Below are 23,385 nucleotides of genomic sequence, written 5' to 3'. Positions count from 1 at the left end.
GTGGCCACAGTCAGCTACCCCGGCGTCTACGTCCAGGAGACGGCCGGCGGGAACCGTCCCATCGCGGTCGCCGGCACCTCGACCGCGGCCTTCGTCGGGGTCGCCGAGCAGGGTCCGGACGACGTCGCCGTCCGGGTCACCAGCTGGACGCAGTTCGTCCGGGTCTTCGGCTCCTTCATCGACGACAGCTACCTGGCCCAGAGCGTCTTCGAGTTCTTCAACAACGGCGGCAGCCAGTGCTACATCGTGCGGGTCACCCGGACCGACGCGAAGGCGGCCGAGGTGACCGTGCAGAACCGCGCGGAGGTCGCCGGCTTCAAGTTCACCGCCCGCAGCAAGGGCGCCTGGGGCAACCGGATCTACCTGCAGATCGAGGAGGCCGGCACGGACCCGGGCAACCTCTTCCGGATCAGCGTGCGCCTGCAGGACGACCCGTCCGTGCTGCCCGCCGACTTCCGGGACGTGGCGCCGGTCGAGGTGTGGGACAACCTGAGCACCGTCAAGGGCGCCCCCAACTACGTCGTCGACGTGCTCAAGCAGCGGTCCGCGCTGATCGTCGCGCAGGTGCTGGGCAGTAACGACACCGTGCAGCGTGGCGTGCACCGCGGCGGTCTCGCGCCGAAGCTGCCGCTCGGCGACGCGCGCTCGCTGCAGATCGGCCTCGACGGCGACGGCTTCCAGGCGATCAGCCTCCCGGACGCGGCCGCCGCCTCGACCGACCTCGGGGCGGTGGCGACCGCGATCCGCGACGCCGTGAAGGAACTCCACCCGTTGAAGGCCTCGACGATCACGGACACCTTCCAGAACTTCGCCTGCGCCCCCGAGACCGTCGACGGCAAGCAGCGGCTCGTGCTCACCTCGGGCACGAGCTCGGAGACCTCCGCGGTGCTGGTGCAGCCGGGCGTCACGGCGGACGCCACCGGGCTGCTACGACTGGGTCCGGGCCGCGGCGGCGTCTCCGAGGGCGGTACGGCCCCGAGACGCCCGGCCCGGACCGACATCGTGCAGGTCGGCGACGCCGCCGTCACCAAGCCGGTCACCGCGGTGGTGGCCGGCTTCGACGGGGACGCCGACATCACCGAGACCACCTTCCGCGACGCCTTCCACCGGCTCGACACCATCACCGACGTCAGCCTGCTCGCGGTGCCCGGCGAGGCCAGCCCGACGATGATGGACTTCGGCACCGACTACTGCGCCGGCCGCCCGCTGCAGGACATCTTCTACATCGGCGAGGTGTCGCAGCTCGAGGACACCGCCGAACGGGCCGCCGCCTTCCGCCGGTCGCTCAACTCGGCCAACTCGTACGGCGCCCTCTACTTCCCGTGGATCCGGACGCTCGACCCGACCGGGCGGACCGCCGAGGTGCGGGCGGTGCCGCCGTCCGGGTTCATCGCCGGTCTGTACGCGCGGATCGACGGCACCCGGGGTGTCTGGAAGGCCCCGGCCGGGGTCGAGGCCGGCATCCGCGACGCGGTGGGGCTGGTGGCCGAGATCAGCGACGTCGACCACGGCACGCTCAACCCGGCCGGGGTCGACGTCATCCGGCGGTTCACCGGCGCCGGCATCGTGGCGTTCGGCGCCCGGACCATCACCTCCGACCCGCAGTGGACGTACGTGCCGGTCCGGCGCACCGCGATCATGCTGCGGGTCAGCATCTACCAGGGCATCCAGTGGGCGGTCTTCGAGCCGAACGACGAGACGCTGTGGTCGCAGCTGCGCCTCAACATCGGGTCGTTCATGACCACCCTGTTCCGCCGCGGAGCGTTCGCCGGAAGCACCCCGAGCCAGGGGTTCTTCGTCAAGTGCGACGCCGAGACCACCACCCAGGCCGACATCGACCTCGGCATCGTCAACATCCTGGTCGGCTTCGCGCCGCTCAAGCCCGCGGAGTTCGTCGTCGTGCAGATCAGCCAGCAGGCGGGCCAGTCCGGCCAGTAGTTCCTTTGGAGGGGAGGGCCTCGCCGATGGCGCGGTTCACGGTCAACGCCAACCGGTTCGACCCATACCTGGGCTTCAAGTTCAAGGTGAAGTGGGACGGGCACTACATCGCCGCGCTCAACAAGTGCAGCGCGCTCAAACGGACCACCGAGGTGACCCCGTGGTATGAGGGGGGCGACTCGAGCGGGCCGCACCAGCTTCCCGGCAAGAGCAAGTACGACCCGGTCACCCTCGAAGCCGGCGTCACCCACGACACCGCGTTCGAGGAGTGGGCCAACAAGGTGAACAACTTCGCCGCCGAAGCGACCATGTCGCTGGCCGGATTCCGCAAGGACATCACCATCGAGGTCTTCAACCAGCAGGGGTCGAAGGTGCTGGCCTACAACGTGTTCCGCTGCTGGGTGTCGGAGTACACCGCGCTGCCGCAGCTCGACGCGGCCGCCAACGCCGTCATGATCACCTCCATCAAGCTGGAGAACGAGGGATGGGTCCGGGACCTGTCCGTCGTCGAGCCGCGCGAGACGACGTAGGCGGCACCGGATGCGCGTGACACTGCCGGGTGGTTGGTGGGACGACGGCGGGCGGCTGCATCGTGCGGCCGAGCTCGGCGTCCTCACCGGCCGCGACGAGGAGGCGCTGACCGGCGTGGCGGCGGCCGCGACGCCGCGGGCGGTCACCGAGGTGCTGGCCCGCTGCCTGCACCGGCTCGGCGACCTGCAGCCGGTGCCGCCCGCGGTGGTGCGCGAACTGCTGGTCGGCGACCGGGAATGGCTGCTGCTGCAACTGCGGCGCGCGACCTTCGGCGACCTCGTCCGCGGCGATCTGATGTGCCCGTGGCCGTCCTGCGGCAAGCGGGTGACGCTCGAGTTCTCGGCCGGGGATGTGCCGGTTCGGACCGCACCCGATCCGCGGCCCTGGTACGAGCTGCCGCTGCCGGGGTCGTCGGTGGTGCGGTTCCGGCTGCCGACCGGCGGGGACGCGGAGGAGTTGGGGCCGCTCGCGGTGCGCGACCCCGGGAGTGCGGCGACGCTGCTGCTGGCGCGCTGCATCGGCCGGATCGGCGAGGTGGCCGACCCCGGTCCGGAGGTGGTGGCCGATCTCCCGGCCGACGACCGGTGGCGCATCGAGAGCGAGATGGAACGGCTGGCGCCCGCGGTCGACCGCGAGGTGGACACGCCGTGCCCCGAGTGCGGGCGCACCTTCACCGTCACCTTCGACATCCATCAGTACGTGTTCGGCGAACTGCGCACGAACGTCTCCACCCTGTACCGCGAGGTGCACCAGCTGGCGTCGCACTACCACTGGAGCGAGGCCGAGATCATGGGGATGCCCCGCGATCGCCGCGAGACCTACCTGGACGTGCTGGCCGGCGAGCTGGAGCGGCTGAACGATGGCGCCTGACGGCTACCTGCGGCGGGTGCTGGCCGGCGAGACCCGGGCGTTCGAGCACCGGTCCACCCTCGAACGGCTGCTGGGCCTCTCCACCGGCCCGGCGCTGACCCCGCGCTTGATGCCGGCAAAACCGATTTCGGCGCGTACGCCGTGGGCCGCCCCCACCGACGACCCGCCCGAACCGTTCCTCGGCCGGCCACCGGAACCACCGAATCCACCGGCCGAGTTGCCGAAGCCCGCTCGGACGCTGCCGAAGTCCGCTCGGACGCTGCCGAAGTCCTCGGGCGAGATGCCGGAGCCGGTCGCGGCCGGGTCGTCCGAGACGCCGCCGTCGACGTCGTTCGTGACGGCGCCGGATCGGCCGGTCGCCCCGGTCAGCGTGCGGGTTCCCGGAGTGACCGAACCGCAGCCGCCCGGCGATCGCCGCGAGAGGTCTCGGCCGCCCGCGACCAATCATGGCGCGGCGCCGCAGGACGTCCGTCCGGGCGAAGGGCAGCCGGAGCGTGTGCCGGTCGCCGAAGCCGTCGCCGCGCCGCGTGTGCCGGACCGGCCGCCGAGCCACGTGCCGTCACTACCGGCCACCGACGATCCGGTCCGGGAGCCGGCCCCGAGCCGCGCGCCGGAACGTCCGGCCCGCGCGCCGGAGTCGCCGCGTCGCCCGCTCGCCGCCCACCGCGTACCAGCGGATCCTCAGCCGGCCGCCGCCGTGCCGCCGGAATCGGCCATGCCGCCCAGCGGCCCGTTCGAGATGGCCATCCGCGCTGATCCCGAGCGTGCGATACCGGCTGTCGCGAACGGCTCCGATCGGCGCCCGCGACCGGTCGTCCGCGCCCAGGCAGTGCCCGAGCGCACCGGCATCGTCGAGACGCCGTCGCCGCCCGCCGCACCCGCCGCCCCCGGAGCGACCCGGTCCACCGAGGCCGCCGCAGCCACGATGCCGGGCCCGGCACCGGCCGTACGAGCGAAGCCCGAGGCGAACTCGGCTGATGCGGTGCCGCCCGCCGGGAACGGCAGCCCGGCGGTCCTGCCGCCGCCGGTCCGGTGGGCGGGGCCGGATGCGGCCGTGCAGTTCGCCGAACGACGGTGGCTCCGGCGGGTCCGGATGGGGCTGGTGCGATGAGTGCCTCCACCGCGCTGGGGATGGTCAGCTCCTCGCTGCGCAACATGCTGATCGGTGAGCTCGAGCTCGGCCTCACCGTCGGGGTCACCGTGCTGTCGCCGGACGAGGCGGCCAGCAGCGACCGGCGGATCAACCTCTTCCTCTACCGGGTCCAGGAGAACCCGTTCCTGCGCAACGCCGAACCGTCGGTCCGGCCCGGCAACCCGCCCGTCCTGATCCCGCCGCCGCTGTCGCTCACCGCGCACTACCTGATGACCGCCTACGCCCCCAACGACACCCAGACCGGCAACGCCACCGCACAGCAGATCCTCGGCGAGGCCATGCGGGTGTTCCACGACTTCGCCGTGGTCCCGCCGGTCTACCTCGACGCCGGCCTGATCACCGCCCGCGAGGAACTGCGCGTCACCCTGGGCACGCTCGACCCCGAGCAGATCGGCCAGCTGTGGAGCACCTTCACCAAGCCGTACCGGCTGTCGGTGCTCTACCAGGTCAGCACGATCCAGCTGGACGCCCGGCCGGACGACGACACCGCCGTGCCGCAGCGGGTCCGCCAGGTCGGCGTGCCGGGTGTCATCCAGTTCGCCGGCCCGCCGATCGTGGACGACGCCGGCCCGGCCGCCGGCCCGCCGGGCACCACGATCACCTTCACCGGCCGGCACCTCGCCGGCCATCGCGCCCGGGTGGAGATGGCCGGCGTCCCGCTGCTGGACGGCACGGTCCTGACCGGCGGCGAGACGTTCACCGCCACCGTCCCGGACGACCTCGAAGCCGGGTTCTACGACCTCCGGGTGGACGTGTCGCACCTGTTCCGGCGGCTGTTCCCGTTCGAGGTGACGGCATGAGCGCCATCCACCCGTACCCGAGCGATGTTGCCTTTTTGACGGATGAGCTGCGCCGGCTGAATCTGTTGATCCGGGAGCGGCTGAGCGGGTTTCCGCCGGAGGGGGAGCGGACGCAGTTCGCGCGCAATGTCTATGTGACCCGCGAGGAGGTCGAGGATGCCCTCGGCGCTCCGCCGCACCGCACCCCGTTCTCCGGCGAGGCGGACGCCGTGGCCGCCGAGATCGCCGCCCGCACCGAGGCCTCGGCCCGGCACGGCATCGTGCTCGGCCTGCCCACCCTGACCAGGCTCTTCGGCCTCGACGAGTTCGAACGGACGGTCCTGGTCATCTGCCTCGCCCCGGAGCTGCGCCGCGACTACGACCGGATCTACGCCTACCTGCAGGACGACCTCACCCGGCGGCTGCCCAGCATCGACCTCTGCCTCGACCTCCAATGCGACAGCGAGGCCGAGCGCTGGCACCGGCGCGCCACCTTCGAGGACACCGCCGCCCTGCGCCGGGCCGGCCTCGTCGAGATCGTCGACGACAACCAGAACCCGTCCGGCTCCAGCGGCCTGGCCCGCTTCCTCCGGCTCGACCCCCGCATCCGGGCGCTGCTGGTCGGTGACTCCACGATCGACCCGCGCCTGGTCGGGGTGGCCCGCCCGCTGATCGTGCCGGCGGCCGGCGAGGAGGACGACGCCGGCCTGGAACGCCTGGTGCGCCGCCGGCTCGGCGACCCGGCCGAGACCCGCGCCCTGGTGGTGGGCCTGGCCGGGCCGGGCGGGGTGGAGTCGGCAGCCGCCGTGTGCGCCCGCGCCGGGGTGCCCGTCCTGGTGCTCGACGCCGGCGCCGAACCGGCCGCCGAGCTCGTCCGGCTGGCCGCCCGCGACTGCCTGCTGCAGCAGGCGGCCCTGGTGGTCCGGGACGCCGACCGGCTCGGCGAGGCGACGCTGCGCGCCCTGGCCGCCGGGATCGCCGACTTCGGCTGGCTGGTCGTGCTCGTCACCGCCGAGCCGTGGGTGCGGGCCGAGACGTTCGCCGGCGCGGTGGTGGTCGCTCTGCGGGTCCACCCGCCGACCGGCGACCGGGCGGTCGAGGCCTGGCGGGAACGGCTCGGCCCGGCCCTGGCCCGCCCGCTGGCGGCCCGCTACGCGATCAGCCGCGAGCGGATCGCGATGGCCGCCGACACGGCCGCGGCGCTGGCCGCCGCCCGCGGAGCCGGCCGGCCCGAGATCGCCGACGTGGTCGAGGCCTGCCGCACCCAGACCCGCGGCCGGCTGGGCCTGCTTGCTACCGAGATCGAACCCGAGCGGTCCTGGTCCGATCTGATTCTTCCGGCCGACCTGGTCGACCAGCTGCGCGAGTTGTGCGACCAGGTGCGGCTGGCCGGGCTCGTCCACGACGGCTGGGGTTTCGGGCGCCGCAGTGGCCTGACCGCGCTGTTCAGCGGTTCGCCCGGCACCGGCAAGACGCTCGCGGCCGAGGTGGTCGCCGGGGCGGTCGGCCTGGACCTGTTCGCCGTCGACCTGTCCGCGGTGGTCAGCAAGTACATCGGCGAGACCGAGAAGAACCTGGCCCGGGTGTTCGACGAGGCGGCCGCCAGCAATGCCGTGCTGTTCTTCGACGAGGCCGACGCGCTGTTCGGCAAGCGCACCGAGGTCTCCGACGCGCACGACCGGTACGCCAACATCGAGACCGGCTACCTGCTGCAGCGCATCGAACGGCACACCGGCGTCGTGCTCCTGGCCACCAACCTGCGGCAGAACCTCGACGACGCGTTCACCCGCCGGCTGCGCTTCCTCGTCGAGTTCCCGTTTCCGGAGGAGGCCGACCGGCGGCGGATCTGGCGTGCGCACCTGCCGGGTCGCGCGCCGATCGGCGACGACGTGGACATCGCCCAGCTGGCCCGCGCGTTCCCGCTGGCCGGCGGCAACATCCGCAACGTCGTACTCTCCGCCGCTTTTCTCGCCGCCGCCGACGGCGGCGTCATTCGCCAGCCGCACCTGCTGCACGGCACCCGCCGGGAGTTCGACAAGGTCGGCAAGGTCTGGACCGGGGGTGGGCAATGAGCGACGGGTTCCCCAACAAGCCGCGGATCCTGCGCGGCGCGTTCGTCGAGTTCGGCCTGTCGGTGCCGCCGCTCGTGGTGGTCTTCCAGTTCAATCCGGTCCAGCTCACCCGCAACCGCGGCATCACCTACGCGGTGCCCGCCTCGATGGCCGGGGCGAACGGGCTGACCCTGCGCGATTTCCACAACAAGTTCCCCGACCTGCGGGACGTGCAGCGCGAGCAACTCGTCACGGTGGCCGAGCAGACCATCGGCTTCGACATCCGGCTGGACGCGAGCGACCGGCTCGACGAGGGCGACGCGCTGACCGAGCAACTCGGCATCGGGCCCCAGCTGGCCACGCTCGAGCAGATGGTGACACCGAAGAACGAGAGCCTGATCGGCGGGCTCGCCAACGACATCGGCCGGCCGCTCGGGTTCAGCTTCACCCGCAACAGCAACCCGCCGCTCGTGCTGTTCGTCTTCGGCCGCAAACGCGTGCTGCCGGTCAACATCACCGCGCTCAACATCACCGAGACCGAGTTCAGCGCCGGCCTCGACCCGGTCCGGGCGAGCGCGGCGGTGAACCTGACCGTGATCGAGGGCGGCAACGCGCCGTACAAGTACACCCGGGCCGCGACCGAGGCGATGTCCGTGCTGAACCTGGCCCGGGCCACCGACGTCGCCAACGTGGTGGTGCCCGGATGAGCGAGACCTCCCGCTATCGCGACGTCCCGATCGTGGCCGTCCCGGACGCCCGCGGCCGGGTGCTGGCGGCGCGCGAGCTGCGGCTGCTTCCCACCGTCACCGGCACGTTCACCCATCCGGTGGCGGCCGGCGACCGGCTCGACCAGCTGGCCGCCACCTACTACCGGCGCCCGCTGGTGTGGTGGCACATCGCCGACGCCAACCCGGCGGCGCTGTCGCCGCTGGCCCTGGTCGGGGCCGAGCCGGTGACCACGCTGACCGTCCCGGTGACGATCCCGGGCGACCCGCCGTGGACCGAGGTGCGCCGCGCGCTGGCCGCGCTGGCCGGCGTGGAGGACGTCACGGTCGTGGACGAGGTGGAGCTCGCCGACGAACGGCGCACCGTGGGGGAGGCGCAGTTCGTGGTCACCGTCGGGCGGCCGGTGCGCGCCCTGCGGGTCCGGCGCAACGAGGCGGCCGCCGCGGTGGCCGGGGAAACCGTCGCCGACGTCGTCGCGGTGATCCGGGATGCCGGGTTCACGGTCGCGGCGGTGTCCCGCGACGACGGCGTGGGCGCCCCCGTCCTGGTGCCGCCCGCGCCCGCCGGGGGTGCCTGATGGCCCACGCGAGCCTGGTGCTGACGATCGGCGGCGCGGAGATCGACGAGGTGTACGCCGGTCTGCTCGCGCTCGAGGTCGAGCTGGACGACGACCTGGCCGGCATGTTCCGGCTCAGCCTCGCGCTGCGGCTGCGCTCGGACGGCACCTGGACGCTGCTCGACGACGACGTGTTCACGCCGTGGACCACGGTGGTCGTGCGGGCCGGCGTGGACGACGCCCCGACCGAGCTGATCTCCGGCTACGTCACCCACGTGCGGCCGGAGTTCGGCGCCGTGCCCGAGCAGTGCCGCCTCGAGGTGCTCGGCACCGACACGAGCGTCCTGCTCGACCGGGTCGAGGTGCTCAAGGCGTGGCCGGCCCACAAGGACAGCGACATCGCGGGCCAGATCCTCAAGGACGCCGGCTTCGAGGCGAAGGTGACCGGCACCGACGTGGTCCACGACGACAAGGTCGCCACGATCATGCAGCGCGAGACCGACCTGGAGTTCCTGCGCCGGCTGGCCCGGCGCAACGGCTTCGAGTGCTTCGTCGACGGCAACGTCGGCTGGTTCCGGCCGCCCGCCGTCGCGGAGAGCCCGCAGCCGCTGCTGGCCGCCCAGTTCGGCGCGGAGACCAACGTGAACCGGCTGGTGGTCGAGCTCGACGCACTCGCACCGGCCGAGGTCCACGCGTACGGGATCGACCGGATCACCAAGGAGCCGATCGCCGCCGCCGCGCGCCCGGGGGTGCAGCCCGCCCTCGGCAAGACCGGCGGCGCGGCGCTGAGCACCGGCGGGGTCAAACCGGCGAGCGTGGTGCTCAACCGCACGGTCGCCACGTCGCAGGCCGAGCTGGCGGTGCTCGGCCAGGCCGTGCACGACCGCGCCGACTGGTTCGTGGTGGCCGACGGCGAGGTCGGCGCCGACCGGTACGGCGCGGTCCTCAAGCCCCGGACGACGGTGACCATCAAGGGCGTGGGCAGCGCGTTCAGCGGCGTCTACTACGTCCGCCGGGTGACCCACGTGTTCAGCCCGGACGGCTACCTCCAGCGCTTCTCGGCCCGGCGCAACGCGATCGGCCCCAAGGGCGACGAGAACTTCGGGGGAGGACGCTGATGACGATCGAGCGAGTCGTCGCCGACCTGGCCGAGCGGGTCGACCGGCGCTACTACGGCAAGTACCGCGGCATCGTCGTGGACAACCAGGACCCGAACCGGATGGGCCGGGTGACCGCCCGCGTCCCCAGCGTGTTCGGCCCGGACGCGGTCACCGGCTGGGCCACCGCCTGCGTGCCGACCGGCGGCCTGCCCGGCGAGGGGCTCTTCTTCATCCCGCCGCGCGACGCCGGCGTGTGGATCGAGTTCGAGGAGGGCGACCTCGAGTTCCCGATCTGGGTGGGCACCTACTGGAGCAAGCCCGCGGCCGGCTCCGAGGCGCCCAAGCCGGCCGACAAGACCGGCAAGCCGGCCGGCGAGGTGCAGGACCCGCCGACCTGCCGGGTGCTGCGTACCGGCAAGGGGCACACCGTGCAGTTCGAGGAGGCCGACTCCAACGAGGCCATCACGATCGTCGACGGCGCCAACCACCACGTGATCCGACTCGACAAGACCGGCATCACGATCACCGACGGCGTGAACGCTCACCAGGTGGTCCTCGACAAGGACGGCATCGCGATCGGCGACGGCAAGAACAAGCACAAGGTGGTCCTCGACCAGACCGGCGTGAAGATCGCCGAGAAGGACGGCACCGCGATCGAGGTCACCAACGGCGGCATCTCGATCGGCACCGGCGCGACCGAGAAGCTGGTGCTCGGCTCGGCGCTCAAGACCGCCGTGGACACGTTCATCAATTCGCTCAACACCCACACCCACACCGGCAACCTGGGCGCGCCCACCTCGCCGCCGGCCGTGCCGTTGAGCCTCGAGGTGCCGCTGTCCGACAAGCACAAGGTCAAGTGAGGCGGCGCCATGCTGAATCCCGGAACCAAGGCGGCCGACCAGGGCATGGCCGGCGCCATCTTCGGCCACGTCGACGCGGTGCTGGGCAAGCCGCTGCAGGACAAGGCCGACGCGGCGACCGGCGACGCGAAGGTGGCCGCGCAGAAGATGCTCGACGAGGCCCGGGTCAAGTGGCGGGAGCTGTCCTTCGCCATCGCGGCCGGCGTCGTCGAATATCTGAGGACCAACCTGGAGATTCACGGTGTACGCACGGGGGGCGCGGTCGCGGCCACGGTCGCCGGCCAGACCGAGTCGTCCGCCCCGAGCGCGCACCGGCACGGGATCGGGGTCACCGCGAGCCAGGCCGGCGTCGTCTTCGTACAGACCAACGACGGCGTCGGGCTGATCCGATGACCGGCGGGCCGGACTTCCCCTTCACCCGCGCCGTGGCCACCGACGAGGACGAGGAACTGCGCGGCCGGATCATCCAGGTGCTGTTCACCGCGCCGGGCGAGCGGATCGCCCTGCCCGAGTTCGGCTGCGGCCTGTTCGGGCTGGTCTTCGACCCGGCCGACGCGGTGCTCGCCTCGGCCGTCGAGTTCACCGTCGGGCAGGCCCTCACCCGCTGGCTCGGCGACGAGATCGTGGTCGGCGCGGTCGACGTCAGCCCGGCCGACGAGGGCGGCCGGCAGCTGATCGTGCAGGTCGACTACCTGCGCCGGAAGGACCTCGCGCGGCGCGCGCTGCGGGTGAGCTTCGCATGACCAGGCCGGTGATCGACTACACGGGACGCGACTACGACAGCCTCCTGCGGTCGATGCGCGCCTTCGCCGTGCAACGGTTCGCGGGCTGGGACCCGGCCAACGAGGCCGACGTCGGCAACGTGCTGCTCGAACTGTTCGCGCACGTCGGCGACGTCCTCGCCTACTACACCGACCGGGTCGCCACCGAGAGCTTCCTCGGCACCGCCCGCTCCCGGGCGAGCGTGATCCAGCACCTGAGCCTGATCGGCTACCGGCTCGGCACCGCCGCCCCGGCGGCCGCCCTGCTGACCCTCAGCGTCCCCGAGGCGGTGCAGGACACCGTGACGGTGCGCCGCGGGGACGCGTTCGCCACCAAGAGCGGCCGCGGCGCGCCGAGCATCCGCTTCGAGTACACCCGGGCGGCGCCGCTGGTCATCGACTTCTCGGCGGTGCCGGCCGGCGCCGCCGACCACCGGCGGGTCGTCACCGGCATCCCGGTCGAGGAGGGGCGGCTCTTCACCGACGAGTTCGTCGGCGTCGGCGACGGCACGCCCGACCAGCGGTTCCCGGTCGTGCACACCGGCGTCATGCTGCGCCCGGGCGTCGCCGACGTGGCGGTGCGCGGCACGGTGGCCGGTGGCCCGCCCGGCGACTGGACGCTCGTCGACACGCTGGCCTTCAGCGGCGCGCAGGACCGCCGTTTCGTCGTCGACATCGACGCCGCCGACGGCGCCACGCTGGTGTTCGGTGACGGCACGTTCGGCGCCGTGCCGAGGGCGGGGGAGCGGCTCACCGCGACCTACCGGACCGGCGGCGGCCGGGCCGGCAACGTCGCCGCCGGCACCATCCTGTCGATCGTCGACGCCCCCGAGTTGTCGCTGGTCGGGGCGACGGTCACGAACCCGGCCGCGGCCAACGGCGGCGCCGACCGGGAGAGCGTGGAGCACGCCGTCGAGCACGCGCCGGCGGTGTTCCGGTCACTGCGCCGCGCGGTGACCGCCGCCGACTACGAGGCCCTCGCCCGCGACTTCAAGGGCGTCGGCAAGGTGCGGGCCACGCCCTCCGGCTGGAACCGGGTGATCCTGCGGGTCGCGCCGGCCGGCGGCGGCAAGGTCAACGACGTGCTCGAGGCCGGGCTCCTCGCCTACTTCGAGGACAAGCGGATGCTCTCCCAGGTCATCGAGATCCAGGACGTCGACTACGTACCGATCGTGGTCACGGCCGGGATCACGGTGCGCAGTTACGCGGTGCCGGCCGACGTGGTGACGGCGGTGCGCGAGGCCGGCGCCGGAATGTTCGCCGAGGACGCCGTCGACTTCGGACAGGCGCTCTTCCTGAGCCGCTTCTACGAGCTGTTCCAGCAGGTGCCGGGGGTCGAGTCGGTCACCATCACCGAGTTCCGCCGGACCGGCGCCGCCGACCTCGTCGAGCGCACCGGGCGGATCCTGCTGAGCCCCGACGAGATCCCGGTGGACGGCGGCCTGACCGTCACCGTGGTGACGGGAGCGGTCTGATGCGGCTGCGGAACCTCACGGCGAGTGCGCACGCGGCGGGCGGTCGCATCGACCTCTCCTGGGAAAATCCCGATTTCGTACGCCTACCAGGCGCGCGCGTCGTCCGCCGGGAACGCACCTTCCCCACCGGACCCGACGACGGCGTGGTCGTCCGCGACGCGTTCGGGATCACGTCGGTGTCGGACACCGGCCTGCGCGGCGAGACGGTCCACTACTACGCGGTCTTCCCGTTCGCCGAGCCGGCCGGCGGCCCCCGCACGTACGAGCCGAACTCGGTGAACCGGGTCAGCGCGCTCGCCACCACCACGTACGACTTCGCCGGTCAGCTCTACGGCATGCTGCCGGTCGTCTACCGCCGTTTCGACCCGCCGGACGGGCCACTGCGCCGGTTCCTCGACATGCCCGGCCGCGAGCTCGACGCCCTCTACAGCCTGACCCGGTCGCTGCTCGGCATCCGCGACGTCGAGCACACCGAGGGCGACCTGCTGCCGTTGCTCGCCCAGTGGATCGGCTGGCCCACCGACGAGCGGCTGCCGGTCTCGGCGCAGCGGCTGCAGATCCGGCTGGCGCCGCGGCTGTACGCGGTGGTCGGCGCGCCACCGGTGGTGCGGTCCACGGTGGCCCGGATCACCGGCCGGAGCAGCCAGGTCAAGGAGTACGTGCACAACGTGGCCCGGACCAACGACCCGGAACGCCTGCTGCTGTGGACGGCGGTCCGGGACACGGCCGGCGCCTGGACGCCGGACACGCTGCTCTCGCCGCACGCCACCTCGGCCGGCCGGATCCGGCACGTCCGCGACCGGGACGGCGCGGAGCTGTTCGTCTTCCACGTGGAGCGCCCGCACGGCCCGGACATCTGGGCCAAGCGCTACGCGGACGGGCAGTGGGCGCCGAGCGAACCGCTGGTCGACCGGCCGGGCCGCGACCTCAACCCGGCGGTGGCGCGGCACGGCGACGTGCTGTGGCTGTTCTGGGAACAGCTCGGCGCCGACGGGCGGTGGGACCTCGCCGCCCGCACCCGCGCCGCCGACGGCACGTGGTCGGACGCCGCCGTGCCGGCCGGGGACGGCTCGCGGCGCAGCCCGGCCACGGTCGCCGACGACGCGGGCGGCCTGTGGCTCTTCTGGCGCGAATGGCTCGGCCACCGCTGGCAGATCCGGTACGCCCGGCACGACGGGACCGCCTGGCAGCCGGACCCACCCGCGGTCATGCCGGACGACAACGGGTCGCCGGTCGCCGCCGAGGACGATCTCGTGGCCGTGCCCGCCCCGGACGGCGGCGGGATCTGGCTGTTCTGGGCCCGCCCGGAGCCGGGCGGCCCGCCCGGCCAGACCCGCTGGTCGATCGCCTGGCGGGCCGCGCAGGGCGCCGACCCGGCCACGGTGACCTGGTCGCCGGTCCGCCTGGTGCCCAAGGACAACCCGGCCGACCACGAGCGCGAGCCGTACCCGCTGCGCACCCCGGCCGGCGACCTGGAGCTGTTCCGGGCGTCCACCCGCGGCGCGGCCGGCTGGACCGTGGCCCGCTCGGTACTCGACGTCGCCGCCCTCACCTGGGGGCCGGCCGAGACCGTCACCCCGGCCGCCGCCGGTTCGCGACGCGCCCCCGCCGCCGTCCCGCTCGACGACGGCAGCACCCTGCTGATGCTCCGCTCGGCGGCGGCCGTGGCCTGGGGCGCCGGGACCCTCGACACCCGGTACGGCGGCACCCGTACGGTCCGGGCGAGTGACGAGGCCGCCCGCGACCGCCGCCGGCAGTTCACCGACGACCAGAGCTACACGTGCCGGGTCGGCCGCACCTCCCGGGAGACGGTCGGCGTGTTCCTTCCCGGGCCGCCGCCCGGACCGGACGAGGCCGAGCGGCTCGCCGGGGTGCTGCACGAGTTCATGCCGGTGACGGCCCAGGCCGTCCTGCTCAAGCCGAACGGAGAGGAGATTCCCCGATGAGCGACTTCTCCATGTCGCCACTGGAGGTGCTGCTGGCCAACCGCCGCAACGGTTACGTCGGCCTGCACATCGAGCAGGGCGTGCCGCTGCTCGACCGCGACCTCAACCTCCTGCAGGACCTGCTGGTGGCCGGGATGCGGTCGCTGTTCACCCGCTACGTCGGCGAGGGCGTCCCGGCCGGCACCGACGGGTTCCGGATCTCGGCCGGGACCGGCGGGGGAGCGGTGCAGGATTTCGTCATCGGCGCGGGCCCGTTCCTGGTCGGCGGGCTCGAGGTCAGCTCCGGCGCGGACGTGACCTACACGAGCCAGAACCGCGACGGCCTGACCGCCCCGACGCCGGCCCAGCCGAACCCGCGGATCGACACCGTCTACCTCGACGCGTTCTTGATCGAGGTCGACTACCAGAAGGACGACACGCTCACCAACCCGGACGTCGGCATGCCCACCTCGGTGCGGCTGAAGCCGCACTGGGTGGTGCGGGTGGCCGAGGGCGAACCGGTGCCGCCGGCCGCCGACGGGCACGCGGTCTATCCGCTCGCGACGCTGACCCGGCCGAGCGGCGTGCCGACCATCCGCGCCGACATGATCACCGACCTGCGGCAGCGGCGGCTCACCGTCGCCGACATGGAACAGCGGCTCAGCCTGATGGAGAAGGTCCTGCTGATTCCGGCCTTCGTGCCGGCGCCGGGAGCCGAATTCTCGCCGCGCAGCGGACCGGTGGGCCAGCCGGTCACGCTCAAGGGCATCAACTTCGATGTCAGCCAGCCCGTCGTCCTGTTCGGCTCGGTGCCCGGCACCCTGATCGGCACGCCGACCGCGCGGCAGATCGCGGTCGCCGTCCCCGGCGGCCTGACGCCGACTGACGTCCCGGTGAAGGTACCGATCACCGTGCGTAACCCGGGCGGCGAGACGGTGTCGCGCGAGTCGTTCACGGTGCGGGCGGACCCGGCGTTCGGCCTGCCCGGGCATCAGTTCGACCCGGCCAGCGGCAGTGCCGGGACAACGGTGACGCTGTTCGGGTTCAACTTCGCGGTGAGCCCGCCCTCGGTCCGGTTCGACACCGTCGACGCCGATGTGGTGGGGGTCCCGACGCCGACCTCGCTGACCGTCGAGGTGCCCCGGGGGCTGGTGCCGGCCGGGCAGACCTCCGCCGAGGTCAACATCACCATCACCACGACGGCGGGCTCGGACGTCAGCGAGGACGCCTTCCGCGTCGAGCGTGGCGTTCTGCCACCGGTCTTCGCCGCGACGCCGTTCCGGCCACGCAGTAACCCGATCGGACAGAGCGTGACCCTTTTCGGCACGAACTTCGACGTCCCGCCGGTCTCGGTGAAGTTCGGCGACACCCCCGCGCAGATCTCAGCCGCGCCCTCCGCGAACGAGATCTCCTGCCTGATTCCTGCAGTCCCGCAACCAATCCCGCCGAACGGGCTGGAGGTGCCGATCACCGTCACCACCGGCGGCGGAACGGCGACCGCACTCCACTTCGTCATCCTTTCCTGATCGGAGAGCGCCGTGAGCTTCGACATCTACGCGGACCCTACGAACAAGCCCTTCTCTATTCTCGACGGACAGACGACGACCATCACGATCACCGACCAGCACGCGGGTACATCGGTGGACCCCGGATCCGACATGGAGATGTTCATCCGGGTGTCGATGTCTCCACCAGGCCCGGTCCCCACGTTCAAGCTGGCGGCAAGGCGGGCGACGGACACCGTGTTCGGTCCCGCGGTCACGGTGTCCGAGCAGCAGAACGGATCGGTCTTCCCGCCCAATTCGTCCGATGATGTGGGCGACATCCAGCGGCTGGTGAAGGTCCTGAACGGTGCCAACCAGGCGGTGGTCTATCTGATCAAGTTCGCGTTCCGGGATACGAACCCTCCGCCGCTGATCTGGCAACTCTCGATCACCGGCAAGGCCCCCGACCGCAAGTCCATCGTGGTCGTGGGCGACTCGCTCACTGAGACGCAGCAACCGTGGATCGACGTGGTGACGCCGACCCTCGCGTACAACCTGCTCAACGGCGACAAGCTCACCGAGACCCTGACCGTCAAGAACATGGGCACCGGCACGTTCAAAGTCACCGGGACGACACCGGCCCTGCCCGGCACCGTGACCCTCGGCGACGTGAACACCCCCCTCATGACCCCCGTCGGGCCGGGCGACACGTTCGACCTGCCGGTGGTGTACGCGCCGGTCGGTAACAGCGCGACCTCGGTGAACCAGACGCTCACGGTGACCACCGACCCGGTCGACACCGGTGCGGGCGTCGTCGCGGGCCACAACCGGCAGGTCGTTCTGACCGCGGTCGCGGCCAGCCTCGAGGTGCACATGCTTCTCGACGTCTCCGGCAGCATGGGCTGGGACTTCGACGGCAATTCGCTGCCCGACCGAGATCCCAACTCCCGGCTGGCCCAGCTCAAGGACGGACTCAAGCCGTTCCTCGGCAAATTGGCGCACTTCGGGACCGGCCACGGCGATTTCGGGGTGTTCCAGTTCCCGCAGGGCACGCCCGGGAACGACACGACCTATGAGGTCATCGCCAAGCAAGCCATCCCGGACATGTTCAGCGACGAGTTGCTGAAGCACATCAACGATCTGGTGCCGTTCAACAGCACCCCGATGGGTGACGGGCTCAACCACCTGGTCGGTGCCGGCGCTTCGGTCTTCAGCGCGGAGACCGGCAACCGGCGCTGGATCATCCTGTTCAGCGACGGCGCGCACAACTCCGGCCAGCACAGCCCCACCGAGTTCGTCCCGCCGAACGGCAGCGTGCTGCGGGAGAAGAAGATCCATCTCTTCGCGATCGGGTACGGCCGGAAGCCGCAGAGCAACGTCCAGTTCGACCTGCTCACCCAGTTGCAGACGGGCTCGTTCGAGGGCGGCGCCGTGAACGGCGGCAACATCATCGCCGTCGAGCGGCCGAATACCTCGGCGACCGACCTGGCCGCCGCGCTGTCGGCACCCATCAAGGCGCAGCTCACCGTGAAGACCGGGACATCACGCGACCCCGACGCGGTATTCCTGTCCGGCCAGGGCGAGGCCCGGCACGACATCCAGGTCACCCCGTACGACGGCCGGGCCGCTTTCACGATCAACTGGAACACTCCGCAGGACGGCCGGCTGGAACTCGCGCTCCTCACCCCCGACTGCGGCATCATCACCGCGGACAGCGCCGGTCACGGCCCCTTCCCGAACATCCGGTTCCAGGCCGGGCAGCGGAGCAGCGCCTACTACGTCGACGCGGACTTCATGGCCGCCCACCCGGGCACGTGGACCATGCTCGTCACCGTCCCGCCGATCATCGGACTCGCCGCGGCCGGGCCGGTCGGACCACCCCAGGTGTACGAGCGGTACACCTACGACGTGCTGATGGAGTCGACGCTGCTGCTGCGGCTGGAGATGGACCGGGCCGAGTACTTCGCGGGTGACCCGATCGGCGTCACGGCCAAGCTGACCGCGCGCGGTCTGCCCGTACGCAAGCAATCGGTTGTTCTGTCGACGCTCGAACCCGGGCAGGCCTTCGCGAACTGGCTCGCCGCCCAGGTCGTACCGGAGGAGGCGTTGGAGGAGGCGCGGCAGCGGCTCGCCGGGAAGGACACGTCGCCGGCCGGCATCAAGGGGCTCGGTGCGGAGATCGCCGGTCTCATGTTCGATCCGTTCACCCAGCCCGGCGTGGTCACCATGAACGACGTGCTCAATGCCGGCCGCTATCAGGCGACGGTCGCCGGGTCCGGCGTTCCGGAGCGGCGCGACTTCTACGTGACGGCGATCGGCACCACCGAGGACGGGGTCGAATACCGGCGCGAGGCCCAGGCGTCGGTGCAGGTGCTGGTGCGGCCCGAGGCGGCCTCGACCGTGCTGAGCATCCAGCAGACCGCGCCCGGGACCGCCACCGTGGTGGCCATCCCGAAGGACCGGTTCGGGAACGTCATCATCGCCGAACCGCTGCCCGGCGGGCTCGTGCAGATCGTCGGCAGTGGGTTCGAGACGAGCGGACCGCTGGTCAACAACGTCGACGGCAGCTACCAGCAGGAGATCACGTTCCCGCCCGGGACCGCGCCGTCGGTCGGCCTCGAATCGCTCGGCGAGCCGGTCGTCACGGTCCGGCCGATCCCGCCGCTCGACGACCTCTACTTCGTCGACGAGGTGCTCTCGTTCACGCCCGGCGCCATCAAGGACGCCAACACGCACGCCGACCCGGCGGCCGCGCTCGGCACGGTCGTCGCCAAGCCCACCAACCAGTTCCTGGCCCTCGGCGGGCACGGCCGGCTCACCGTGGCCATCCGCGACCACGCCATCGTGGCGACCCGCTCGCACGACGACGTCACGGTCTTCGTCGACCCCGGTCACGAGGGGCGCGGCTATCGGGTGGAGGCGTTCGACGTACGGGCCAAGCGCTGGGTGCCGCTCGGCGAGTCGCCCGGCCTGACCCAGTCGTTCCGGCTGCGCGACGCCGGCCTCGACGCCACCCGGGGGATCCGGGTGACCGACACGAGCGGCCGGATCCGGGACGACGCCGGCCTGCCGCTGACCTCGCCGGGGGCCTGCCTGACCGGCGTCGGCGTCCTGAAGATCGAACGGCACGTGCCGTACGGCGGCCGCTTCTGCCGCTGGTGCTCGTGGTGGCGCTGGTGGCCGGCGCCGAGGCGTGAGCGATGAGCCACGAGATGGCCGTGCGGGCCCCCGATGCCGAGCCACCGGGGGTCCGTGCGGCACACCGTCCGGAGACGGCCGCGCCGGACATCCGGCGGCTGATCGGCAACCGGGTGCTGCGCTGCGGTCCCACCCCGTGCGACTGCGGCCCGGAGGAGCGGGCGCGGGCGTCCCTGCAGCGCAGCCCGGAGGTCAGTGAGCCGTCCGACCCGGAGGAGATCGAGGCCGACCATGTCGCCGACCAGGTGATGCGCTCGGTCGCCATGGGGGACGGCGACGAGGACGACCTGGCCGCGAAGGACTCCGGCATCAGCGGCGGCGGCGACCGGCCGGACGTGGCCTCGACGCTGACCGCCGCCCGCGCGTCCGGCGGCGAGCCGCTGCCCGGACCCGTGCAGACGCTGATGGAGAACAGTTTCGGCCGGTCCCTGGACGTGCGGATCCATCGCGACGCCGCCGCCGACAGGTTGTCCCGCTCGGTCGGCGCGCACGCCGTCACCACCGGCCGTGACGTCTTCTTCGCGGCGGGCCGCTTCCAGCCCGGCTCGGACGCCGGCCTGCGGCTCATCGCCCACGAGCTCACCCACGTCGTGCAGCAGGGCCACGCCACCGGGCCGAAACTGGCCCGGAAAAGCAGCGGCGCCCTCAACTGCCCGCCCTATGACGGCTACGACACGTCGAAGGATCTCAACGCCTACAACTGCGCGGGACTGGCGCACCGTTCCTACGACTTCAAGTCGCTGCCGGACACCAAGGCCCTTCTGGCCAAGGGAAAACCGGTCTCGGCCACGGGCGTGTGCGGCTCGGTCGGCGACGTGCAGCATTGGCTCTGGGAGTACGACGTCGGCCTCGAATACGCCGACGGCAGCCGGACTCCGATGTCCCGGGACTTCCACACCGTGGGTGGCCCGACCGACGGCGACCCGCTCCCCAATCCGCCCAGCGAGGTGTGGACGAAGAACGGCCATCGAAAGGTGTACGGGCCGGGCACCGGAATGAGTTTCAAACCGGTGCCCAGGGATCAGGCCCGCACCAATGATGCCGCGGACAAGCCGGTGACCGACAAAGCGGGCAATCCTATCTACAAGGTGCGCGCCAATTTCGCCGAGTCGTCGTTCTGCCTGCCGTGCCTGCCGGGGAAGAAGCCGTGACCTCGGTGCTCGACACGCCGTGGCCACCCGGCGCACCCCGCTGCCGGCCCGGCGATGTGCTGGTGCTGGCCGAGAACGGCGTGGTGCGACTGTTCCGGGTCGACGACGTCGTGCGCCTGGTGCGACTGCTGCCGGTCGGCGACGATCGGCTCGTCGACGAGGACGTCGCGCTCGACTCGGTGCGGCCGGCCTATGCGGGCCAGGTCCACCTGCTGCTCGTCCAGCTCGGTGGCGAGTTTGCCTCGCCGGCCGAGGCCGCGGCCGTCGACTTGGCCGGCGCGGTGGCGGAGCCGATCCCGCGGTGCGTCCGGCTCGACGGCCTTGCCGCGGTAACGCTGGCACACCGGCCGGCCGGCGGATGACGGAAGCCGTGGCGGGCGATGGCCCTCCACGGCGCGCGTCAGGCTGGTCGAAGACCAGGCGGATCGGGCGGTAGCCGGAATTCGGTCGCGTTTTTCTGTTGTCCGCCTGCATCGACCGGCATCTACCTCACGTAACGACCATCCCGGGCCGATCCGCTCCCAGCCGTCGGATCCGGGCTACTTCGTCGTGAGGGGAACCTGGAGATGTCCGGGATTCGAAGAAGGACGCGGCTGTTGCTGGCCGCTGTGGTGCTGGCCGTCCCCGGCGCCCTGATCGGTTATGCGGCGCTGCCGTCGGAGGCGGCCGCCGTCCCGGTCGCCGGCAGTACGTATCAGCTGGCGGTGACCAAGAGCGGCATGTGCATCGACGTGACCGCCGGGTCGAAGGACAACAGTGCGCTGCTGCAGCAGTGGGGCTGTGCGGACGGCGCGACGTGGCAGCAGTTCAAGCTGGTCGCGGTCGGCTCCAACTACCAATTGGTCAACGTCAACAGCGGTAAGTGCATCGACGTGCCGGGCTACTCCACCAGCTCCGGCGTGCAGATCCAGCAATACACCTGCGTGTCGAGTCAGACCAACCAGCAGTGGAAATTGACGGCGAGCGGCTCCGGAACGTACCAGATCATCGGGGTCGGCAGTGGTCTCTGCCTTTCCGACAAGGATGCGTCGACGGCCTCCGGGGCGGCGATCATCCAGGAGACCTGCACCGCGAACTCCAACAAACAATGGGCGTTCAATCCGGTCGGGAGTACGGCTCCGGCGGGCAGCCTGGTCGTGGCGAAGGACGGCACCGGGCAGTACAGCACCGTGCAGGCGGCGGTCGACGCGGTGCCGGCCGGCAACACCAGCCGGGTGACCATCGCGATCAAGGCCGGGACCTACCGGGAGAGCGTGGTCATTCCGTCGAACAAGCCGTTCATCACGTTCCAGGGGCTCGGTTCCGGCCCGGCCAACACGGTGATCGTGAACAACAAGCCTGCTTCGACGGCCGGCACCACCGGCTCGGCCACGGTTTACGTGCAGGCCAAAGAATTCAACGCCACCAATCTGACGTTCAACAACGATTACGACGAGACGGTGGCCGCGTCGCAGGCACTCGCCCTGGCGCTGTACGGCGACAAGGCCGTCCTCAAGAACGTGCGGATCACCGCCGATCAGGACACCCTGCTGATCTACAACAGTGCCCGCGCGTACATCGCGAACTCCTACATCGAGGGCACCGTCGACTTCATCTACGGCAACGGCAGCGCGGTCTTCAACGCCTGCACCATTTACGAGAAGCGCAGCACCGGCGGGCCGATCACCGCGGCGAACACCCCGGCGACCCAGACGTACGGCTTCCTCATCTACAAATCGACGATCACCGGTGCCACGAACAACACCACTCAGCTCGGCCGGCCGTGGGGGCAGGGCGCGCAGGTGCTCTATCGGGAATCGTCGCTGAGCGCGACCATCGCCACCGCCCAGCCGTGGATCAACATGTCCACGAACACGTGGCAGAACGCGCGTTTCCTCGAATACAAGAACACCGGCTCGGGCGCGACGGTCAACAGCAACCGCCCGCAGCTGACCGACGCGCAGGCCGCGAATTACACCCCGCAGAAATATCTGGCCGGCACCGACGCGTGGAACCCGGTCGGCTGATGGGCACCCGCAGATCCGTGCTGGCAGGCGGCCTGGCCGGGGTGGCCGCCGTCGCCTTCGGCGAGCTCCCCGCGTCGGCCGCGACCGCCGCGAAGGTGTACGTGGCCGGGGACTCGACGGCGTCGACGTATGTCACCGGCTACCAGCCGAGGACCGGATGGGGGCAGGCGCTGCAGCTCTTCCTGACGGCGGACGCGACCGTGGTGAACGTGGCCAAGTCCGGCGCCAGTTCCAAGAGCTTCATCGACCTGGGCCGGCTCGACCACATCCTGGGCCTGATCAAGAGCGGCGACTATCTGCTGATCTCGTTCGGGCACAACGACGAGAAGGTCGACGACCCGACCCGCTACACCGAGCCGTCGACCACCTACAAGTCGTACCTCAGCCAGTACGTCGACAAGGCCCGGGCCAAGGGCGCGAAACCGGTTCTGATCACCCCGGTCGAACGGCGCCGCTTCACCAGCGCCGGGGTGGCCACCGCGTCGCACGGCGCCTACCCGGCCGCGATGCGCGAACTCGCCGCGGCCAAGGGCGTGCCGCTCGTCGACCTCAGCGCGTCCAGCATGGCGCTCTGGAACCGGCTCGGCGTCGAGGGAACCAAGTCGTGCTTCCTGTTCCTGGCGGCCGGGCAGAGCGCCAACTACCCGGCCGGCGTCGAGGACAACACGCACTTCCAGGCCCACGGGGCGATCGAGGTCGCCCGGCTGATCGGCCTCGCCCTGCAGAGCCAGGCAGTGCTGCCCGCCGAGGTGTTCAAGCAGCTCACCACCGTCAACATCCCCGACAGCAAGATCGTCTGGCCGACGACCGCCCCCTACTGA

General features: G+C 71.6%; 20 protein-coding genes. All 20 read left to right on the top strand.

The annotated features are described in order from the left end of the window. On the top strand, nt 1-1,938 hold the full coding sequence (locus Adu01nite_RS34920) for a phage tail sheath C-terminal domain-containing protein (RefSeq protein ID WP_203733555.1): 1,938 nt from the start codon (nt 1-3) through the stop codon (nt 1,936-1,938). 26 nt (nt 1,939-1,964) lie between these two features. Further along, nucleotides 1,965-2,468: a phage tail protein gene (locus Adu01nite_RS34915; protein WP_203733554.1), complete on the top strand. Its 504-nt coding sequence runs from the start codon at nt 1,965-1,967 to the stop codon at nt 2,466-2,468. A 10-nt stretch (nt 2,469-2,478) separates the two neighbouring features. Next, nucleotides 2,479-3,339: a T4 family baseplate hub assembly chaperone gene (locus Adu01nite_RS34910; RefSeq protein WP_203733553.1), complete on the top strand. Its 861-nt coding sequence runs from the start codon at nt 2,479-2,481 to the stop codon at nt 3,337-3,339. Continuing rightward, a complete protein-coding gene (locus tag Adu01nite_RS34905; protein WP_203733552.1) occupies nt 3,329-4,450 on the top strand; it encodes a hypothetical protein in 1,122 nt (373 codons plus the stop codon). The genes Adu01nite_RS34910 and Adu01nite_RS34905 overlap by 11 nt, the downstream gene beginning before the upstream one ends. Then, the gene (locus Adu01nite_RS34900; protein ID WP_203733551.1) at nt 4,447-5,292 is read left to right on the top strand and encodes a Pvc16 family protein; all 846 of its coding nucleotides are present in this window, start codon (nt 4,447-4,449) and stop codon (nt 5,290-5,292) included. The genes Adu01nite_RS34905 and Adu01nite_RS34900 overlap by 4 nt, the downstream gene beginning before the upstream one ends. Then, the gene (locus Adu01nite_RS34895; protein ID WP_203733550.1) at nt 5,289-7,343 is read left to right on the top strand and encodes an ATP-binding protein; all 2,055 of its coding nucleotides are present in this window, start codon (nt 5,289-5,291) and stop codon (nt 7,341-7,343) included. The genes Adu01nite_RS34900 and Adu01nite_RS34895 overlap by 4 nt, the downstream gene beginning before the upstream one ends. Then, nucleotides 7,340-8,029 (top strand): hypothetical protein, encoded by a 690-nt coding sequence (locus Adu01nite_RS34890; protein WP_203733548.1) that lies wholly within the window; start codon nt 7,340-7,342, stop codon nt 8,027-8,029. Before Adu01nite_RS34895 ends, Adu01nite_RS34890 begins: the two co-directional genes overlap by 4 nt. Continuing rightward, a complete protein-coding gene (locus Adu01nite_RS34885) occupies nt 8,026-8,625 on the top strand; it encodes a hypothetical protein (RefSeq protein ID WP_203733546.1) in 600 nt (199 codons plus the stop codon). The genes Adu01nite_RS34890 and Adu01nite_RS34885 overlap by 4 nt, the downstream gene beginning before the upstream one ends. Beyond that, complete coding sequence (locus tag Adu01nite_RS34880; RefSeq protein WP_203733544.1) at nt 8,625-9,722, top strand: phage late control D family protein; 1,098 nt, start codon at nt 8,625-8,627, stop codon at nt 9,720-9,722. The genes Adu01nite_RS34885 and Adu01nite_RS34880 overlap by 1 nt, the downstream gene beginning before the upstream one ends. Continuing rightward, nucleotides 9,722-10,564 carry a phage baseplate assembly protein V gene (locus Adu01nite_RS34875; RefSeq protein WP_203733542.1) on the top strand — a complete coding sequence of 281 codons (843 nt, stop codon included), beginning with the start codon at nt 9,722-9,724 and terminating at the stop codon, nt 10,562-10,564. The genes Adu01nite_RS34880 and Adu01nite_RS34875 overlap by 1 nt, the downstream gene beginning before the upstream one ends. Nucleotides 10,565-10,573: 9 nt before the next feature. Then, the gene (locus Adu01nite_RS34870) at nt 10,574-10,957 is read left to right on the top strand and encodes a hypothetical protein (RefSeq protein ID WP_203733540.1); all 384 of its coding nucleotides are present in this window, start codon (nt 10,574-10,576) and stop codon (nt 10,955-10,957) included. Continuing rightward, entirely contained in the window at nt 10,954-11,307 is a 354-nt protein-coding gene (locus tag Adu01nite_RS34865; RefSeq protein WP_203733538.1) for a GPW/gp25 family protein, read from the top strand. Before Adu01nite_RS34870 ends, Adu01nite_RS34865 begins: the two co-directional genes overlap by 4 nt. Further along, on the top strand, nt 11,304-12,800 hold the full coding sequence (locus tag Adu01nite_RS34860; protein ID WP_203733536.1) for a baseplate J/gp47 family protein: 1,497 nt from the start codon (nt 11,304-11,306) through the stop codon (nt 12,798-12,800). Before Adu01nite_RS34865 ends, Adu01nite_RS34860 begins: the two co-directional genes overlap by 4 nt. Further along, complete coding sequence (locus tag Adu01nite_RS34855) at nt 12,800-14,746, top strand: phage tail protein (protein WP_203733533.1); 1,947 nt, start codon at nt 12,800-12,802, stop codon at nt 14,744-14,746. The genes Adu01nite_RS34860 and Adu01nite_RS34855 overlap by 1 nt, the downstream gene beginning before the upstream one ends. After that, complete coding sequence (locus Adu01nite_RS34850) at nt 14,743-16,251, top strand: IPT/TIG domain-containing protein (RefSeq protein ID WP_203733531.1); 1,509 nt, start codon at nt 14,743-14,745, stop codon at nt 16,249-16,251. The genes Adu01nite_RS34855 and Adu01nite_RS34850 overlap by 4 nt, the downstream gene beginning before the upstream one ends. 12 nt (nt 16,252-16,263) lie before the next feature. Then, complete coding sequence (locus tag Adu01nite_RS34845) at nt 16,264-19,413, top strand: vWA domain-containing protein (RefSeq protein ID WP_203733529.1); 3,150 nt, start codon at nt 16,264-16,266, stop codon at nt 19,411-19,413. Further along, entirely contained in the window at nt 19,410-20,558 is a 1,149-nt protein-coding gene (locus Adu01nite_RS34840; protein ID WP_203733527.1) for an eCIS core domain-containing protein, read from the top strand. The genes Adu01nite_RS34845 and Adu01nite_RS34840 overlap by 4 nt, the downstream gene beginning before the upstream one ends. After that, complete coding sequence (locus tag Adu01nite_RS34835) at nt 20,555-20,920, top strand: hypothetical protein (RefSeq protein WP_203733526.1); 366 nt, start codon at nt 20,555-20,557, stop codon at nt 20,918-20,920. The genes Adu01nite_RS34840 and Adu01nite_RS34835 overlap by 4 nt, the downstream gene beginning before the upstream one ends. 234 nt (nt 20,921-21,154) lie before the next feature. After that, the gene (locus Adu01nite_RS34830) at nt 21,155-22,564 is read left to right on the top strand and encodes a pectinesterase family protein (protein WP_239132924.1); all 1,410 of its coding nucleotides are present in this window, start codon (nt 21,155-21,157) and stop codon (nt 22,562-22,564) included. Further along, complete coding sequence (locus Adu01nite_RS34825; RefSeq protein ID WP_203733522.1) at nt 22,564-23,385, top strand: rhamnogalacturonan acetylesterase; 822 nt, start codon at nt 22,564-22,566, stop codon at nt 23,383-23,385. The genes Adu01nite_RS34830 and Adu01nite_RS34825 overlap by 1 nt, the downstream gene beginning before the upstream one ends.

Origin of the sequence: Paractinoplanes durhamensis (assembly GCF_016862175.1) — a bacterium.
In the GTDB taxonomy this organism is placed as follows: Bacteria; Actinomycetota; Actinomycetes; order Mycobacteriales; family Micromonosporaceae; genus Actinoplanes; species Actinoplanes durhamensis.
Note: the sequence above shows the minus strand (reverse complement) of the source record. Positions and strands in the feature narration are given on the sequence as shown.

Bases quoted from the DNA above. Each gene is read 5' to 3' on its own strand.
- Adu01nite_RS34915 (WP_203733554.1), top strand. From the start codon at position 1,965: ATGGCGCGGTTCACGGTCAACGCCAACCGGTTCGACCCATACCTGGGC.
- Adu01nite_RS34910 (WP_203733553.1), top strand. From the start codon at position 2,479: ATGCGCGTGACACTGCCGGGTGGTTGGTGGGACGACGGCGGGCGGCTG.
- Adu01nite_RS34905 (WP_203733552.1), top strand. From the start codon at position 3,329: ATGGCGCCTGACGGCTACCTGCGGCGGGTGCTGGCCGGCGAGACCCGG.
- Adu01nite_RS34900 (WP_203733551.1), top strand. From the start codon at position 4,447: ATGAGTGCCTCCACCGCGCTGGGGATGGTCAGCTCCTCGCTGCGCAAC.
- Adu01nite_RS34895 (WP_203733550.1), top strand. From the start codon at position 5,289: ATGAGCGCCATCCACCCGTACCCGAGCGATGTTGCCTTTTTGACGGAT.
- Adu01nite_RS34890 (WP_203733548.1), top strand. From the start codon at position 7,340: ATGAGCGACGGGTTCCCCAACAAGCCGCGGATCCTGCGCGGCGCGTTC.
- Adu01nite_RS34885 (WP_203733546.1), top strand. From the start codon at position 8,026: ATGAGCGAGACCTCCCGCTATCGCGACGTCCCGATCGTGGCCGTCCCG.
- Adu01nite_RS34880 (WP_203733544.1), top strand. From the start codon at position 8,625: ATGGCCCACGCGAGCCTGGTGCTGACGATCGGCGGCGCGGAGATCGAC.
- Adu01nite_RS34875 (WP_203733542.1), top strand. From the start codon at position 9,722: ATGACGATCGAGCGAGTCGTCGCCGACCTGGCCGAGCGGGTCGACCGG.
- Adu01nite_RS34870 (WP_203733540.1), top strand. From the start codon at position 10,574: ATGCTGAATCCCGGAACCAAGGCGGCCGACCAGGGCATGGCCGGCGCC.
- Adu01nite_RS34865 (WP_203733538.1), top strand. From the start codon at position 10,954: ATGACCGGCGGGCCGGACTTCCCCTTCACCCGCGCCGTGGCCACCGAC.
- Adu01nite_RS34860 (WP_203733536.1), top strand. From the start codon at position 11,304: ATGACCAGGCCGGTGATCGACTACACGGGACGCGACTACGACAGCCTC.
- Adu01nite_RS34855 (WP_203733533.1), top strand. From the start codon at position 12,800: ATGCGGCTGCGGAACCTCACGGCGAGTGCGCACGCGGCGGGCGGTCGC.
- Adu01nite_RS34850 (WP_203733531.1), top strand. From the start codon at position 14,743: ATGAGCGACTTCTCCATGTCGCCACTGGAGGTGCTGCTGGCCAACCGC.
- Adu01nite_RS34840 (WP_203733527.1), top strand. From the start codon at position 19,410: ATGAGCCACGAGATGGCCGTGCGGGCCCCCGATGCCGAGCCACCGGGG.
- Adu01nite_RS34825 (WP_203733522.1), top strand. From the start codon at position 22,564: ATGGGCACCCGCAGATCCGTGCTGGCAGGCGGCCTGGCCGGGGTGGCC.